The organism is Kitasatospora sp. NBC_01302 (assembly GCF_035976515.1).
Classification (GTDB): Bacteria; Actinomycetota; Actinomycetes; order Streptomycetales; family Streptomycetaceae; genus Kitasatospora.
In genome coordinates, this window is the sequence record NZ_CP108404.1 from 6,158,172 (window position 1) to 6,174,739 (window position 16,568).

A 16,568-nucleotide genomic window follows, 5' to 3' on the forward strand; every position below is an offset into this window, starting at 1 on the left:
ACCCCCGCCAGAGAAAGAACGGGCGGGTTGCGGTCGACAGTTTCATAGTGTTTCGGTGGTCATAGCGTGAGGGAAACGCCCGGTTACATTCCGAACCCGGAAGCTAAGCCTCACAGCGCCGATGGTACTGCAGGGGGGACCCTGTGGGAGAGTAGGACGCCGCCGAACAATCATTCCAAGAAAGCCCCCTTCCTTCGGGAAGGGGGCTTCTTCGCGTTCATCGTCATTTTGCCCGGGCCTGTTCTCCTGGCAGCGTTCTTCAGGCCAGGGGGAGTGCCGCGCACAGGGCTGAACGTGTGTCCGAGTAGGATCCCGATGGCTCGAGTCACGACCCAGGGGTTGATCAACGAATGGCACGTCCATCCCTTACCCGCGCGCACCGCGTGCTGCTTGGCTTGGTGGCGGTCGGCGCCTGTCTGATCTCCGGCATCGGCTTTGCCGGGTCGTACTCGGCAGTGCGTGAGTTGGCCCTGCACAAGGGCTTCGGCAACTTCGCCTACGCGTTCCCGATCGGCGTGGACGCCGGCATCGTGGTGCTGCTCGCGCTCGACCTGGTGCTGACCTGGCTGCGCATACCGTTCCCGCTGCTGCGTCAGACGGCCTGGCTGCTCACGGTGGCCACCATCGCGTTCAACGCGGCGGCTTCCTGGGGCGATCCGCTCGGGATGGGCATGCACGCGGTGATCCCCGTGCTCTTCGTCGTGGTGGTCGAGGCCTCGCGGCACGCGGTCGGGCGCATTGCGGCCATCTCGGCCGACCGCCATATGGAATCCGTCCGGCTGATGCGCTGGATACTCTCGCCGGTGCCGACCTTCCGGCTCTGGCGACGGATGAAGCTCTGGGAGCTCCGGTCCTACGACGAGGTCGTGCGGCTGGAGCAGAATCGTCTGGTCTACCGCGCGCAGCTGCGCTTCCGGTACGGCCGGGGCTGGCGGCGTTCGGCGCCGATCCAGGCGCTGCTGCCGCTCAAGCTGGCCAAGTACGGCGTGCCGCTGGACGTTGGTCTGCTGGACCGGATCGATCCGCCTGTCGTGCCGGCTGCCGCTGCCGCTGCCACCGCGACGCCGACCGCGGAGCGGGCGGTGGGGCAGGCATCGGTGGAGGTTCCGCCGGTGTCGGCGGCAGTTGCGGTGCCCACGCTCGCGAAGCTGGCCGCCGCACGTTGGCGGGACGGGCAGAACGCGCAGGATCCACAGGAGGCCGCGGCGTCTCCGGCGGGGGCCGAAGCCCCGGCGCGGCCGGCCCGGCCGGTGACCGCACTGCGGGACATCCGCGCGGCGGTCGGGCAGCAGGAGGCTGCTCCGCACCCCGTCGCCGAGACGATTCCGGACGCGGCGCGTCCCGCCGGGCAGCGGTCCCCGTGGTTCAAGGCGCCGGCAGGCGCTCAGCCCCGGCCGGCACAGCCGCACCTCCAGCAGCAGCCTCAGCAGCAGGCACCGCGCCCGCCGCAGCAGCGGTCGCAGGAGCCGGTGGCGCAGCAGATGCCCCCTCAGCAGCGGCAGCCACAGCCCCAGCAGACCCAACATCAGCAGCCCCAGCCCGAACCGCAGCCGGCTCCCGCCCAGGCCCAGCAGCGCGTCGAGCCGCAGGCCGACGGCCGGTCCGAGCATGCGCACGCCGGCGAGACCGCCGTTCCGGCGACCGCGCCCGTGGTGGCCGAGGCCGAGCCGCTGCCGGTGGCGGAGGCCCCGGTGGAGGAGTTCCCGGTCCCGGTGGCCCCCGCTCCGGAGCCCGCGATGGACGTCTTCGCCCCGAGGGTCCGCGCCCAGAACCGGCCGGAGGCCCCTGCCGGTGCCGCCGCCCCGAATCCCGCCCAGGCCCAAGCCCCCGAGGGTGAGCCGGCCTCGCACGCCCAGCAGTTGACGGTGGATCTGGCCGTCGAGGCCCTGGTCGCCTACCAGGACGCGTACGGGCACGAGCCCGACGAGGGCCGGCTGGCCGACTTCCTCTTCACGCAGTACGGCGTCAGCGGCAAGCGCCCGGGCGCCCCGGTGAGTCAGAGCGAGATCCGCCGGATCCTGCCGGAGCTGCGGGACCGCTACGCGACGCTCGGTCGCGAGTAGTCACCCCTGGACCTCTCCGGCCAGGCCCCGGCCGCCGCGAGGGCGAGCAGCGCGAACAGTCCACCCACCGGGCGACCATTGACGCCCGGTGGCGGCCGCGGCTACCTTCACACGCATCAACAAATTGTTGAAAGCTTTCAGTGTGGAGGAGCCCTGATGTCGCAGGCCGAGCCGGGCGGTGCCACCGCAGCCGACGCACCCGTGGAGAGCCTGACCTTCTCCGCCGCCGCCCGCGCCGCCGTGGACGCGCTCCTCGGCCCGGTCGACGCCGAACTCGCCGCCCGCTACCCGGGCGAGCCCGCCAGCCGCCAGCCGGTCCACACCGTCTACGTCCCGGCCGACGTCTTCGCCGCCGACACCGTGGCCGAGTGGGGCCGTCAGGCACTGGAGGTGCTGGACACCCACGCCGGGACGCCGGCCGAGCTGGCCGAGGCGCTCGGGCTGCCGACCGACGAGCTGATCACCGAGGTGCACGCCAGGGTCCGGGCCAAGCTGCAGCGCGAGCCGGTCGAGGACCTGCGGATCGATTTCGAGGACGGCTACGGCCCGCGCCCGGACGCGGAGGAGGACGCCGCGGCGGTGCGCGCGGCCCGGCTGGTCAGCGCGGCGGTGGCCGACGGCACCGCGCCGCCGTACCTCGGGATCCGGATCAAGTGTATGGAGGCCGCGGTCCGCGACCGGGGCATCCGCACCCTGGAGCTCTTCCTGGCCACCCTGCTGGAGGACGGGCGCGAGCTGCCGGCGGGCCTGGTCCTCACCCTGCCCAAGGTGACCTACCCGGCACAGGTGACGGCCCTGGTCCGGCTGCTGGAGGACTTCGAGCGGCGGGCCGGGCTGCCCGCGGGGCGGATCGGATTCGAGATCCAGATCGAGACCACCCAGGCGATCCTGGGCCCCGACGGCCGGGCCACCGTCGCGCTGCTGATCGAGGCGGCCGAGGGCCGGGCCACCGGCCTGCACTACGGCACCTTCGACTACAGCGCCTCCTGCGGTGTGAGCGCCGCCTACCAGAGCATGGACCACCCGGTGGCCGACCACGCGAAGGCCGTCATGCAGGTGGCCGCGGCCGGTACCGGGGTCCGGCTGTCGGACGGTTCCACCAACGTGATCCCGACCGGGTCGCACGAGCAGGTGGCCGCCGCCTGGCGACTGCACCACACGCTGGTCCGGCGCTCACTGGCCCGCGCCTACTACCAGGGCTGGGACATGCACCCGGCCCACCTGCCGACCCGGTACGCGGCGGTCTACGCCTTCTACCGCGAGGGGCTGGCCGCCGCCGCTGCCCGTCTGGCGGCGTACGTCGCCAAGGCCGGTGGCGACGTGATGGACGAGCCCGCCACGGCCAAGGCGCTGAGCGGCTACCTGCTGCGCGGCCTGGACTGCGGTGCGGTGGACCTGGCCGAGGTCACCGCGCTGACCGGCCTGGACCGCGGGCAGTTGGACGCGCTGAGCGGTCGCTGACCCGCGCGCTGCGCCGGTGCCGCCCCTGCTCCGGTGCCCGGGGCAGCGTCGCCCCGGGCACCGGGCTGGTTAGGCTGGCCGGACGCCCGTTCGCCTGCTCACCGGTCGGAGACCCGCCGCGCCATGTCACAGCCCGCTGCCAAGCCCGACCTGACCATCCGCGCGGACGGCAGCCACGAGATCGAGGTGAAGCGCTCCCGGTTCATCTGCCATCTCGCCCGGGTCGGCGACGAGGCGGCGGCGCAGGAGTTCATCGCGGGGATCCGCAAGCGGTACTGGGACGCCCGGCACAACTGCACGGCCTTCGTGGTCGGTGCGGAGCTGCGCCGTGAGCGCTCCAGCGACGACGGCGAGCCGGCCGGCACCGCGGGTGTGCCGATGCTGGAGGTGCTGCGCCGTCGCGGCGTCACCGACACGGTCGCGGTGGTGACCCGCTACTTCGGCGGGGTGCTGCTGGGTGCGGGCGGCCTGGTACGTGCCTACGGGGGAGTGGTGTCGGCGGCGCTGGACGAGGTCGGGCTGGTCGAGCGCCGGCCGGTGGCGCTGCTGGAGGTGGCGGCCGACCACACCAGGGCCGGTCGGCTGGAGAACGAACTGCGGGCGGCCGGCTACGCGGTGCGCGAACTGCACTACGAGGCGGCGGGGGTGCGCATCGAGGTGGGGGTGCCCGAGCCGGAGCTCGCGGGCTTCCACGCCTGGCTGGCGGAGGCCAGCGGCGGCACCGCGACGGCGATGCCCGCGGGGTGCTTCCGCATCGAGGTGCCGTGGTCGGACGGCCTCTGATCAGTCCGATGAGCAGCTGAGCGGACGATTCTGTCGGTAATCGACCCAGTCGCATGTTCTTTCGGCCAAAGCCCACGGAATCGGCCTCTCGCACGGCTGACGGTCAGTAGCCTGAGATGACCGCCGAGTCACAGGAGCAGATCCCGATGGCCGTGATCCGTACCATCACCATCCCGCCGGGCGAGAACACCGGCTGGCACTACCATCCGGCGCTGGTGCAGGCGGTCGTCCTCTCCGGGACCCTCACGCGGGTGCTGCAGGACGGCACGGTGGAGATCACCCGGCCCGGGGAGCCCTTGGTCGAGCTGCCCCAGCAGGTGCACATCGGCTACAACCACGGCAGTGAGCCCCTGGTGATCCTGGCCAACTACCAGGTGGCGCAGGGCTGTCCACTGGCGGTTCCGGCGCCGCCGCCCGATGTGTCCGCGGTGCCGGCCTGCCGGATCGGCGGGGCGCAGCGGCTCAGCAGCGCGTGACGACCGCGTTTTCCGGCCACCTTGCATGGCTCCGCGGCTTAGAGGGTCCGCCAGTAGGGGGCCGGCGTCGCGACGCCCGGACTCTCGCCTGGACGGCTTCTCCTCAGTCGCCGATGCTCCGCATGGACTCCCTCGTCGGCGCCGCCCAGACTCGGCCCACTGCGGACATCAGCCGCTGACGCGGCGGGCGCTCCTTCACCCGGCCCCCTACTGGCGGACCCTCTTATACAACACCCGCTGTGATGGCCATCAGGTGACGGGCAATTGACACTCGAACGAATGAACGCGGCCCGGAACTGGAACTCCAGCTCCGGGCCGCGGCGTTCTCCCGGCAAGGACTTGGTCGGCGCCCGCCGGCCGGAGCCAGACATCACCCCATCGATGGAGGACCGTCAGACCCCACCAGCGCACCACGGAGGCACCACCCATGAGCATCGACCGTGCCGCGCCACCAGCGGCCGCAGCCCCCCGCCCCGGACCGCTCCAGCCGGGCCATGCCACGCCCTACCGGATGACGGTGACCACCCGCCAGTCCCATACCGACGCGGTCGCGTTGGTGGACCAGTGCCTGGGCGCCTGGCTCAAGTACGAGGGCCATGCCGAGCCCCCGCCGGCCCCACCGCCCGACCCCCGGCTCGACCCCCTGTCCGAGTCGCTCCCGCCCCCCTCGCTCGACCGCCCGCCAGGAGACCTGCCGGGCCCGCTGCCAGGTCTCCCCCCGGGCCTCTCGCCCGGTCTGCCCTCGGATCCGCCCGCGAGCGCGCCCCAGCTGATCGGCGCCCCGCCCGGGAGTTCCCCCGGCCCCGCGCCGGCCGCCGTTCGGCACCGCCTCGGCGAGCGCGTCCTCCTCGACCGGGACGCCGGCCCGCTGCCCGCCGGTCCGCCCGGCGCCCCGCCCGGCCGCTACGCCCGCCGCCGGCTGCGCACCCCCGCCGCACACGGCACCCACCAGCTCACCATCACCGTGGCCACCGAGGACGGCGGTGCCAGCTGGATCCGCCTGGAGGCCGAGCAGTCGGCGGCCGCGCCCGGGCTGCGCACCCCGAGCGGCGTTCCGGTCCCCGAGCTGGTCCACAGCCTGCTCCCGCTGATCGACGCGCTGGACGGCGCGGTCGAGGTCCGCACGCAGCCCCGGATCATCACCGCCGCCGAGGTCGACGAGCTGATCGACGAGCTGTGCGATCCGGCCCGCCGGCTGCCGATCGTGGTCGCCAGCGTGCCCGCCGACCGCGATCCGCGGGACTGGGCGGCCGAGCAACTGGAGCCGTTGCTCGGCAAGGTGGCAGGGCTCGCCGTCTGCTACGTGCTGGACTCGGGCGCCCGGGTCGCGTTCAACACCGCCCTGGAGTTCCACGCCGTCTACGGCGGTGCCGTCCGGACCTACCTGCCCGAGGTCGACCCGGCCTCCCGGCGGGACAGTCAGCGGCACCTCGTGCTGCCCCGCCACCGGATCGAGGGTGAGCCGCGCCGCGCGGCCGCGCTGCTGGCCCGGGAGCCCAGGCGGCTGGCCGACCTCGCCCCGTTGCCCGAGCCGCTGGCCCGGGTGCCGGTGCTGCGACTGCGCCCGAGCGCCCCGGCGGAGGCCGCCCCCCGCTGCGGCGCCGGCCCGGCCGCCCGGCTCACCGCCGAACTCACCGAGCTGGTGACCGAGCTGACGGACACCCAGCAAGTGCGGGCGGAGGAGCTGCAGCGGGTGCGGCACAGCCTGCACCGCTCGCACCGGCGCGAGCTGCACCTGCGCACGGAGAACGAGTTGCAGGGCACCGCGCTGCGCCGGGTCAGCGCCCAGCTGCGGGCGTTGGGCAGCATGCTCTGCCCGCCGGGCGAGGCCGTGCCCGATCCGGCCGGGCTGCTCGCGGCGGGCCCGGACGGTCCCGGCACTTTCACCGAACTGCTCTACCGGATGGGCGAGTTCCCGCTGCTGAGCTTCACCGGGGACGAGAAGGAGACCATGGCGCTGGACGCGCACACGGTCGGCGGCAACTGGGTCAGGCTCACCTGGGAGGGGCTGACCGCGCTGCAGGAGTACGCCACCGTGGCCGTGCACGGCGCGGCCCGCGGGGACTTCAAGCAGTGGTGCGAGCACGCGCCGGTCGGGGGCAGCCACTTCCCGCCGCGCAAGGCCGTTCGCAACGAGTCGCGCACGGTCTGCAGCCACAGCAAGATGCGCCGGGAGCGGATGTTCGCCGTGCCGCCGTCGGTGGATCCCAGTGGACGTGCCTTCATGGGCGCCCATCTGCGGATCGGTGGCGGCCGGACGGCGCCCCGCCTGCACTACCTGGACGACTGCTCGGGCAGCGGCCGGATCTACGTCGGCTACATCGGCATGCACCTCACCAACACGATGACCAACTGAGGACACCCCGGGACCAACCGAGGACACCCCGACCATCTGGGCGCCGGGCGGTGGAGAATGCTCGTGGGGGGTATGCCGCCACCACGGGCATGCCCCGCCAGCGCAGTTGCCCGGCCATCGCAGAAGCGCCGGACGAGCACGGGGGACCGACCGCCGATGCAGGATTCGACCAAGCGCCATTCGGACGTCGACCGTGCCCTCGGCGCCCGTTCGGGCTTCTTGGCCTCGGTGTTCGGCGGCTCGACCGGTGGCCCCGACGAGACGGTCCCCCAGCAGTTCCAGCCCGGCGGTGGCGTCGCGGGCGGCGGGTCCGGCGCCGACGCCGCGGGCGGGCCGGGTGCGCCCGCCCGGGGCGGTGACGCCCTGGGCGCCGGGGGGATCGATCCCGCGGTGGCTGCGCACGTGCGCGCCGCCGAGCTGACGCACCATCGGACGGCCACCGTCCGCGCCGAGCAGCAGCGTCTGAACGAGCTGCTCGTCCGGCTCGCGCTGCCGGTCAGTGCGATGGACTTCGAGAGCCAGCGGCGCAGTTACGAGCCGCGGCCCTACCCCGAGGGCGGGGCCGGGGAGCCGGCCGAGCGCGAGCCGCGCTGGGCGGACTTCGCGCCGCCCGAGCCCGTCGCCGCCGACCCGGACGCCACGGTGGCGCGCCGGCTGCTGGACTCCGGCTACCAGCGCGAGCTGGCCCAGGCCAGGCTCACCCACCAGCGTGCGCTGCGGCGCTGGCGGTCCGAACGGGCAGCCGCCGTCGACCCGAACGAGGCCGCCTCCCGGCTCGCCCACGAGGAGGCCGAGCAGGCCAGGGCCCGTGCGGTGCAGGAGTACAACGACAGCCTGGAGGAGTGCCGGCGGGCCTACCGGGAGGCCGAGCCGGCTGCCGTCGAGTCGCTGCTGGAGCGGGCGCTGGCCGCTGCCGAGGCCACCACCCCCGAACTGCCCGCCCCCTGCCGGGCGGTGTTCCGGCCACTGACCCGGACCGTTGTTCTCGACCTGGACCTGCCGCCGCTCGGCCTGGTCCCCTCGCTGGACGGCTACCGGCTGACCACCGACGGCGAGATCGACCCGGTGCCGCGCGCGCCCGCCGACCGCGCCGCGGACTACCTGCGCCTGGTCTCCCGGCTGGCGCTGCGGGCCCTGCAGGCAGCCGACGCGGTGGACACCGACGGCATCCTGTCCGGGGTGGTGCTCAACGGGTGGCTGCGCGAGCCGGCCCCGACCTGCCTGCTCACCGTCGACGCGGACCGGGACGCGCTGGCCCGCACCCGGCTGGTGGTGGACGCCGAGCCGGCCGAGGAGGAGGGCGACCCCGGCGTCTACGCGGCGGCCGAGCAGGACGAGGCGCTGGTGCGGCTGCGCGAGCTGGGCGCGGCGGTCACCCCCGACCCGTATGCCAGGGCGGCCGTCCAGCCGTGCGCCACGGCCGGTGCGGCGGTGCCCGCGGTGGGCGACCTGTCGCCGGGCGAGTTCGTGGTGCTGGTCCGTGAGGTGCTGACCCGCGGTGGCCTGCGTGACTGGAGCGTGCGGCTGCGCGGGCGTTCCGGCCTGGTGGCCACCGGGACCGGCGCCCCGGACAGCGCGCTGCCCGGCCGCTGGGTGGTCTGCGCCTCGCGGCGCCCGGGTGAGGTGGGTGCCGGCGAGGTCCGCACCCTGGCAGAGGCCGTCGCGGAGGAGTCGGCCGGGCACGGCCTCTGGCTGAGCGCGGGCGGCTTCTCCGAGGAAGCGCTCGACCTGATCGACACCCCCGAGTTCCGCCAGATCCACCTCGCCGACGGTGCGGGCTTCCGTGCGCTGGCCGAGACCCACCTGGGGCTGCCGTTGACCATCGGCACCGTGATCTGACGCCACCTCCGGCCGGCGTCGGTTCCGACCGCCGTGACGTCAGCCGGCCGCCTTGCCCGGTTCCTGCGCCGCCTCCCGCAGCGGCCAGCGGCGCCGCAGCGCCTCCAGCGCGGCGGTGATCGCGGGGCGTCGCGAGGCCTGGGTGCGCCAGAGCGTGAAGACCCGCCGGGTAGGCCGCGGCACCACCGGGCGGGCCACCACGCCGGCCGGCAGCGGACCGCGCCCGAGCCGCGGGACGAGCCCCAGCCCGAGACCGGCCGCGATCAGCGCGATCTGGGTCTCGAACTCACCGACCTGGTAGAGCACATCGGGCTCCTCGCCGGCCTCGCGCATGGTGCGCACCAGCCAGTCGTAGCAGATGTTCCCCGGCGGCACACTGGTCCATCGCTGACCGATCAGCCGGGCCACCGGGACCTCGGCGAGCTCGGCCAGTGGGTCCTCGGCGCGCAGCAGCAGGTCCACCGGATCCAGGCCCAGATCCAGCCGGGACAGGCCCTCGGGGACCGGCAGCGGGACGGAGGGCCAGTCCTGCACCAGCGCCAGGTCCACCTCGCCGCGCGCCACCAGCTCGGCCGCCAGGTAGGGATCCGTCTCCAGCAGCCGGATCTCCAGCTCCGGGCAGCTCACCCGCAGTTCGGCCAGGACCCCGGGCAGCAGCCCGCGCGCGCCGGTGGCGAAGGACGCCACCCGCAGCTGGCCGATCGCCTGGCCGCGCTGCTGCTCCAGCGTCACCTCGGCCTGCTCCACCAGGGCCAGCACCCGTCGCGCGGTACCGGCCAGCTCCTGGGCGGCGTCGGTGAGCACGACCCCGCGGCCCTGGCGCTCCAGCAGCACCGTGCGGGTCTCCCGCTCCAGCTTGGAGATCTGCTGGGAGACCGCCGAGGAGGTGAACCCGAGCGCCGCCGCCGCTCTGCCGACCGAGCCGTGCACCGCGACCGCGTGCAGGGCGCGGAGCCTTCCGAGATCCATCATGGGCCCGATTATCCGCCACGCATTAGCAGTGCTGAACGGTTCGCTTCAGAATTCTTCGCTGGTGCTGAAGAGGCCTGCTGGGACATCCTCGGGGCATGTCCGCCACTGTGAGTACGCCCGGCGCCACCGGCGTCATGAAGCCCCGTCACATCGCCCTGGCCGTGCTGGTCGCCGCCGTCTGGGGCCTGAACTTCGTGCTGATCGACGTCGGCCTGAAGAGCTTCCCGCCGCTGCTCTTCTGCGCCCTGCGGTTCACCGTGGTCGCGGTGCCGGCGGTCTTCTTCGTCGGGCCGCCCAGGGTCGCCTGGCGCTGGGTGCTGGCCGTCGGCTTCGTGCTCGGTGTGCTGAAGTTCGGCTCGCTCTTCCTCGGCATGCACGAGGGGATGCCGGCCGGTCTGTCCTCGCTGGTCCTGCAGAGCCAGGCCGTCTTCACCGCGCTCTTCGCGGCCGGGATGCTGCGCGAACGCCCCGGACCGCGGCGGGTCGCCGGGCTGGCGCTGGCGACGGTGGGCATCGCGCTGGCCGCGGTCGACAACGGACTGGGCGGGCCGGTGCGGTCCTTCGCCCTGGTCATCGCGGCGGCGATCGCCTGGGGGCTGTCCAACGTGCTCACCCGCAAGGCGGCGCCGCCGGACCTGCTGCGCTGGATGGTCTGGGTCAGCGCGGTGCCCCCGCTGCCGCTGCTCGCACTCTCCCTGCTGGTCGAGGGGCCGAGGACCGACCTGCACGCGCTGGCCTCGATCACCCCGGCCGGCCTGGGGACGGTCGCCTACGTCGGCCTGCTCGCCACCCTCTTCGGCTTCGGCGCCTGGGGCTTCCTGCTGCGCACCTACGACGCGGGCGCGGTGGCGCCGTACTCGCTGCTGGTGCCGGTCTTCGGGATGTCCTCGGCCTGGCTGCTGCTCGGCGAGGCGATCACCCCGCTGGCCGGCGCCGCGGCGCTGCTGGTGATCGCGGGGATCGCGCTCAGTGCGCTGCCGGCCTCGGCCGTGCGTCGACTGGCGGCGGCGCTGCGCCGGCCGGCGGGGCGGGGGACCCGGAGCGGAGCGGGGAGTGCGGCTCGGGGGCGGACGAGCGAGCCGGCGCCTGGGCGTGTGCCGCTTCCGCGGCCCTGAGCACCCGCAGCATCGCGGCCACGTCCGCCGGATCGGCCTCGCTGAAGTACTCCTCGGCGACCTCGTGGCGGACCTGCGCGACCCGCTCCACCGCCGCGCGTCCGGCCGCCGTCAGCACCAGACCGACCGAGCGCCGGTCCACCGGATCGGGCACCCGCTCGACCAGCGCGCCCTGCTCCAGCGCGTCCACCACGGTGGTGGCCGAGCGCGGGGCCACGTTCAGCCGGTCGGCCAGCTCGCTCAGCCGCATTGCGCGGCCGGGGGTCTCGCACTGCTCGGCGTGGGCCAGCACCCGCAGCGCGCGGCCCTGGCCGGGGGTCAGGCCGTAGGGCTCCAGGCGGTGCACGGTGCGGTGCCTGATCCGCTTCATCGCCCGGGTCAGCTCGTCGGCCAGCTCGGCCACGCCGTCCGCGGGTGCGCCGTCCACAGCGGTGGCGTCCGCGGGTGCGGTGTCCACGGGTGCGTCGCCGAGGGGGGAGTGGTCGGTGGGCGAGCTGGTCATGCGCGGGCTCCTCGGCGGGGGAAGTGGGCCCAGGGTAGCGCCCGGCCCCGGTAGCGAGCCAGCCACATGGTGAGCCAGGCTCAGTTTCTTGCCGAGCCGGCTCCGCCCGGATCGGCGGGCGGCCGTGGGGCCGGGGCCCGCGGCAGCCACCTGGTCAGGCACCAGAGGACCAGCAGGGACAGGCACCACCCGGCCAGCACGTCCAGGAACCAGTGGTAGACGCACCAGATCAGCCCGATCCCCACGCCGAACCCGAGCAGCACGGTGGCCGTGTGGAGCATCCGCCGGGCCGCCGCCGACAGCGTGCGGCCGACCAGCAGGGCGCCGACCCCGTAGCTCACGCCGGCCGTGGTGGTGTGACCCGACGGGTACCAGCCCCACGACCCCGGGCTCAGCGGCTGCTCGAGCGGCCCCGGACGGGCGAAGTAGTCCTTGGCCGGCACCACCAGCAGCGGGATCAGCAGTGCGGCGAGCGGCGCGACCAGCAGCGGCAGCCACCAGCGCCGCACCCCGGCGCGCCGGGACCGCCAGGCGGCCAGCCCGCCGGCGCCGAGCAGCACGGGAATGGCCGGCACCGTGCTGCCGAGGTCGGACAGCAGGTGGGCGCACCAGTCCAGGGCGCCGCTGTGCAGCGTGTCGCGCAGCTGCGCCACCGATCGCCGCACCCAGCGGTCCAGGCCGAGCAGCGGCCCAGCGGCCGCGACCTGCCAGGAGACCAGGGCCAGCAGCAGGCCGAGCAGCAGTGGGGTCGCCAGGCTCTCGCGCGCCCTGGCCAGGGCCGCGTCGACGGCGCGCCGTGGGCGGATCGGGACAGCCAGGAGCCGCCCCGGAGCGGGGGGGAGAGCCCCGGGGCGGCTGGGGTGATCGCCGCTCCGTGCGCCCCGGGGGGTGTGGGCCGGACGGCCGGTCGATCGGTCCTGTGGCGGCGCCGACGGGGGCGCCGAGTTGTCCTCGCGGGTCGGCACGCCGACTGCTGGACGAGGCTCGCTGTCCATCTGTCTCGACACTACGTCAAGCCGATTCCGAGCGGATCGGGCTTCCCCGGGATTGCACAGCATCTTCACCGGAACCGGCGCAACCTGCACCGCCGGCCAAGCGTCCGTGCGCCGGTGCGCCCGGGCCGACGAGGGCCCGGGCGCACCGGTACAGCGGAGTTGACGCCGGCTCAGATGGTGCCGAAGGCGTTCTCGATGATGTCCAGGCCCTCGACGAGCAGGTGCTCGGGCATCACCAGCGGCGGCAGGAAGCGCAGCACGTTGCCGTAGGTGCCGGCGGTCAGCACCACCAGGCCCTCGGCGTGGCAGGCCTTCGCCAGGGCGGCGGCGGCCTGCGGGTTGGGCTCCTTGGAGCCCGGCTGCACCAGCTCGATCGCGATCATCGCGCCGCGGCCGCGGACGTCCCCGATGACCTCGAACTTCTCCTGCATCGTGCGCAGGCGCCCGAGCATGACCTCGCCGATCCGCTGCGCCTTGGCGTTCAGGTCCAGCGTCTTCATGGTCTCGATCGCGCCCAGCGCGGCGGCGCAGGCCACCGGGTTGCCGCCGTAGGTGCCGCCCAGGCCGCCGGTCGGCGCGGCGTCCATGATCTCGGCGCGGCCGGTCACCGCGGCCAGCGGCAGGCCGCCGGCGATGCCCTTGGCGGTGGTGATCAGGTCCGGGACGATGCCCTCGTCCTCACAGGCGAACCACTGGCCGGTGCGGCAGAAGCCGGTCTGGATCTCGTCCGCGACGAAGACGATCCCGTTGGCCTTCGCGTACTCCACGATGGCCGGCAGGAAGCCCTTGGCCGGCTCGATGAAGCCGCCCTCGCCCTGGATCGGCTCGATCACGATCGCCGCGACGTTGTCGGCGCCGATCTGCTTGTTGATCATGTCGATCGCCTGGGCGGCCGCCTCGGCGGCGCAGTTCTCCGTACCGGTCAGCCAGCGGTAGGGGTAGGCGACCGGCACTCGGTAGACCTCCGGCGCGAACGGCCCGAAGCCCTGCTTGTACGGCACGTTCTTCGCCGTCATGCCCATGGTCAGGTTGGTCCGGCCGTGGTAGCCGTGGTCGAAGACCACCACGGCGGTGCGCTTGGTGTACGCGCGGGCGATCTTCACCGCGTTCTCCACCGCCTCGGCACCCGAGTTGAACAGCGCGGTGCGCTTGTCGTGGTCGCCCGGGGTGAGCGCGTTCAGCTGCTCGGCGACCGCCACGTAGCCCTCGTACGGGGTCACCATGAAACAGGTGTGGGTGAAGGCGGCCAGCTGCTCGCCGGCCTTGTCCACCACGGCCTCGGCGCTGTTGCCGACGTTGACCACGGCGATGCCGGAGCCGAAGTCGATCAGGCTGTTGCCGTCGACGTCCTGCAGCACGCCGCCACCGGCGCGCGCGACGTAGACGGGCAGGGTGGTGCCCACTCCGGCCGCCACCGCGCCCAGCTTGCGGGCCTGCAGCTCCTGCGACTTCGGGCCGGGGATCGCGGTGACCAGTCGGCGCTCCTGCGGGAGCAGCGGTGCGGCGCTCATGGGGTATCTCCAGTCGGCGTTGTTTCTGGACGGCTGTTCCTCGCAGGCTACGGCCGCCCCGACGCGCCCGGCATGCGCCAGTGGGGCGCACTGGGCCGTCCGACTTGTCCTGCCCGGCCAGCACCGCCCACCCGGCGGAAGAACCGTGGCCCCGGCCGCCCCTCCACTACATTGAGCGCGGGGTGTCGCCCGCCGGGCGGCATGGGTAACACTCAGCCGGGCAGGTCGGGGCAAGGGAGCGGGGCCGCAATGGGACTGGACGGCGCATACGGGCGGCGGGTGGACCTGGTGCCGGACCCGTCGGGAGCCGCCGGCCACCTCCCGGGGCAGGCGGCGCGGGGGACTGGGGCGGGATTCCCCCTGGCGAGTTGGGTGACCGAGCGCCGACCGGTGGCGGGAGTCGGGGTCTACCGCTTCGGATACCGCCCGGCGATGGCGGAACGTGATCTCGTGCAGGCTCAGGTACCGACCTGGGCGCTGTTGCTCCGTGCAGCGCTGAATGTCGTGGTCGGCTGGTTCGCGTTCTGGTACGCCAGTGAACTCGAGTCCTTCATCCTCGGACAGGTCTTCGGGATAGAGGACATCCCTGCCGGCTACGCGTTGCCGGTCATCCTCCTGGAGAACGCGCCGGTGGCGGCGGTCGTCATCGTCGTGTTCGGGCGGATGGGGCGTTGGGCGGAGGTGTGGCGACGATTCGGCGCACCGCTGATCGCCAGCACCGTGACCCAGGAAGAACCCGTGATCGACGTGGACGAGCCGGGCGAGCTGGATCCGTGGCGGGAGTTGCGCGAAGGCGGCCTGCCGCAGGCCGCGCACCGTCTTGAGAAGGAGACGGTCGCCGGGCGGGTCAGTGATGTCGACTATGTGCGGATCCATCGGGTGTGGCGGGAGGTTGTGGGGCAGCCGGGGTTGGTGGGGGCGTTCGGGGAGCAGGTGGCGGTGCGGGGGGCGGGGGCCTGTGCGCATCCGTCGGAGGCGCGGGACCTGCCGGTGCGGGTGGCCGAGCACGATCTGTTGGTGGGGCAGGTGCGGTTGGGGGTGGCGCAGGAGGTCCCGAAGAACCCGGCGACGCACCGGGGGGCGGGGTTCGCGCTGGACCAGGAGGTGCTGGCGACCTCGCTGCTGGCGGTGGGGCCGGCGGGGACGGGGAAGACGAGCCGGCTGGCCAGGCCGGTGGCGGAGGCGCTGTGTCTGCAGGCGCTGGCCCGCACGGCCTGCGTGGTGGTGGTCGGTGCGGCCGAGGCCGAGCTGGGGCCGGACGCGGGGTACGACGTGGTGATCGCGCCGGGCGATCCGGGGTCGGCGTACGGGCTGGACCTGTACGGGGCGGCGCGGGAACCGGACGTGGCGGCGGCCCGGCTGGCGGATGCGCTGCTGCCGGACGAGCTCTCGGCGCGGGAGCAGAGCGCGCGGATGGCGCTGCAGCAGGTGATCGGGCCGTTCCACGCGGGGTACGGGCGCTACCCGGGGGTGCGTGAGCTGCGGGCGCTGCTCGGTGGGGACGAGGAGGGCTGGTCGGGCCTGGTCGAGCGGCTGCGGGCCAAGGAGCTGTGGGCGCTGCACGAGCCGGACGTGCAGCACCGGCGCAGCCGGCACGGCAAGGTGGACGATCCGGGGGCGCTGCTGGCCGACCGGCTGGCGCTGCTGGACCGGCCGGCCTTCGCCGGCTGCTTCGAGACCGCGGGGTCGGGGGCCCGGCCGGCCTTCGCGATGCGGGCGCTGGAGCACCCGCTGCGGGTGCGGGTGAAGCTGCCCGAGCGCGGGCACCCGGAGGCGGCCCGGATCCTGTCGCGGCTGGTGGTGGGGCAGTTCCTGCAGGCCGCGGTGGCCCGCGAGGACCGCTCGCTCTTCGCGGGTCTGGTGGTGGACGACGCCTCGGCGGCACTGGACGCGGGCGCGGTGCAGGGGCTGCGCCGGCTGCCGGGGGCCAACGCGGGTGCGGTGCTGCTGCTGCGCAGTCTGGTCGACCTGCCGGAGGCGCTGCGGGTGCCGTTGTTCGGGGCGGTGGGGTGCCGGATGGCCTTCCCGGGGATCGCGCCGTGGGACGGGAAGCTGTTCTCCGAGGCCTGGGGCACGGTACTGGTGCGCGAGCGGGCGGTGACGCTGGCCCCGGACACCTCGGGCGGGATGCTGCGCAAGGCCGGGCGGCTGGCCCGCAAGGCGCTGTCGGGGACCACCGCGCAGACCGAGAGCGTGACCACTCGGGAGGTGGAGCGCGAGCGCTGGTCGCCCTCGGACCTGGCACACGCGCTGCCGACCGGGCACGCGGTGGTCTCGCTGACCACGGTGGGCGGGGAGCAGGTGCCGCCGCTCCTGGTGGATCTGCGGGCCTGACGGGCGGTCAGGCGGGCGGTGCGGTCGCAGGGCGGTCGTTCGACAGGCATTCGGTTAGCTACGCGGCGGTGGATTCGGCGTCACGGCTTGTCCGCAGCGTCCATAATGAAAGCGTTCCAGCAGAGCGAAGCTCCCGCCGCCGCCCGGTCGCAACGTGGCCG

Annotated in this window: 11 protein-coding genes, 1 rRNA gene and 1 pseudogene; 9 read left to right on the forward strand and 4 right to left on the reverse strand. The window is 74.1% G+C overall.

The window, feature by feature from the left end; genetic code table 11:
* The first annotated feature begins 51 nt into the window (after positions 1–51).
* From rrf to OG294_RS27010, 7 genes are all read left to right on the forward strand, one after another.
* Positions 52–168, forward strand: a 5S ribosomal RNA gene (gene rrf / locus OG294_RS26980).
* Between the two features lie 182 nt (positions 169–350).
* Positions 351–2,063, forward strand: coding sequence for a DUF2637 domain-containing protein (locus OG294_RS26985; RefSeq protein ID WP_327069127.1), 1,713 nt, complete (start codon positions 351–353; stop codon positions 2,061–2,063).
* 156 nt (positions 2,064–2,219) lie between these two features.
* Entirely contained in the window at positions 2,220–3,524 is a 1,305-nt protein-coding gene (locus tag OG294_RS26990; RefSeq protein ID WP_327069128.1) for a DUF6986 family protein, read from the forward strand.
* Between the two features lie 123 nt (positions 3,525–3,647).
* Positions 3,648–4,307, forward strand: a complete 660-nt coding sequence (locus OG294_RS26995) for a YigZ family protein (RefSeq protein ID WP_327069129.1) — start codon at positions 3,648–3,650, stop codon at positions 4,305–4,307.
* Between the two features lie 116 nt (positions 4,308–4,423).
* Positions 4,424–4,783 carry a cupin domain-containing protein gene (locus OG294_RS27000; protein ID WP_327069130.1) on the forward strand — a complete coding sequence of 120 codons (360 nt, stop codon included), beginning with the start codon at positions 4,424–4,426 and terminating at the stop codon, positions 4,781–4,783.
* A gap of 427 nt (positions 4,784–5,210) precedes the next feature.
* The gene (locus tag OG294_RS27005) at positions 5,211–7,139 is read left to right on the forward strand and encodes a hypothetical protein (RefSeq protein WP_327069131.1); all 1,929 of its coding nucleotides are present in this window, start codon (positions 5,211–5,213) and stop codon (positions 7,137–7,139) included.
* A 156-nt stretch (positions 7,140–7,295) separates the two neighbouring features.
* Entirely contained in the window at positions 7,296–8,978 is a 1,683-nt protein-coding gene (locus OG294_RS27010) for a restriction endonuclease (protein WP_327069132.1), read from the forward strand.
* A 39-nt stretch (positions 8,979–9,017) separates the two neighbouring features.
* On the opposite strand, the gene OG294_RS27015 is transcribed toward OG294_RS27010, so the two are convergent.
* Positions 9,018–9,950 carry a LysR family transcriptional regulator gene (locus OG294_RS27015; protein ID WP_327069133.1) on the reverse strand — a complete coding sequence of 311 codons (933 nt, stop codon included), beginning with the start codon at positions 9,948–9,950 and terminating at the stop codon, positions 9,018–9,020.
* Positions 9,951–10,084: 134 nt separating this feature from the next.
* On the opposite strand from OG294_RS27015, the gene OG294_RS27020 reads away from it, so the two are divergent.
* The gene (locus tag OG294_RS27020; RefSeq protein ID WP_327071685.1) at positions 10,085–11,065 is read left to right on the forward strand and encodes an EamA family transporter; all 981 of its coding nucleotides are present in this window, start codon (positions 10,085–10,087) and stop codon (positions 11,063–11,065) included.
* Between the two features lie 136 nt (positions 11,066–11,201).
* Here the strand turns inward: OG294_RS27020 and OG294_RS27025 are convergent.
* From OG294_RS27025 to gabT, 3 genes and pseudogenes are all read right to left on the reverse strand, one after another.
* Positions 11,202–11,567 (reverse strand): annotated as a pseudogene (locus tag OG294_RS27025) (MarR family winged helix-turn-helix transcriptional regulator); the annotation flags it as partial.
* An 80-nt stretch (positions 11,568–11,647) separates the two neighbouring features.
* Positions 11,648–12,562 (reverse strand): phosphatase PAP2 family protein, encoded by a 915-nt coding sequence (locus OG294_RS27030; RefSeq protein WP_327069134.1) that lies wholly within the window; start codon positions 12,560–12,562, stop codon positions 11,648–11,650.
* Positions 12,563–12,732: 170 nt separating this feature from the next.
* Positions 12,733–14,073 carry a 4-aminobutyrate--2-oxoglutarate transaminase gene (gene gabT / locus OG294_RS27035; RefSeq protein WP_327069135.1) on the reverse strand — a complete coding sequence of 447 codons (1,341 nt, stop codon included), beginning with the start codon at positions 14,071–14,073 and terminating at the stop codon, positions 12,733–12,735.
* A 432-nt stretch (positions 14,074–14,505) separates the two neighbouring features.
* On the opposite strand from gabT, the gene OG294_RS27040 reads away from it, so the two are divergent.
* The gene (locus OG294_RS27040; RefSeq protein ID WP_327069136.1) at positions 14,506–16,407 is read left to right on the forward strand and encodes an ATP-binding protein; all 1,902 of its coding nucleotides are present in this window, start codon (positions 14,506–14,508) and stop codon (positions 16,405–16,407) included.
* The last annotated feature ends 161 nt before the right edge of the window (positions 16,408–16,568 follow it).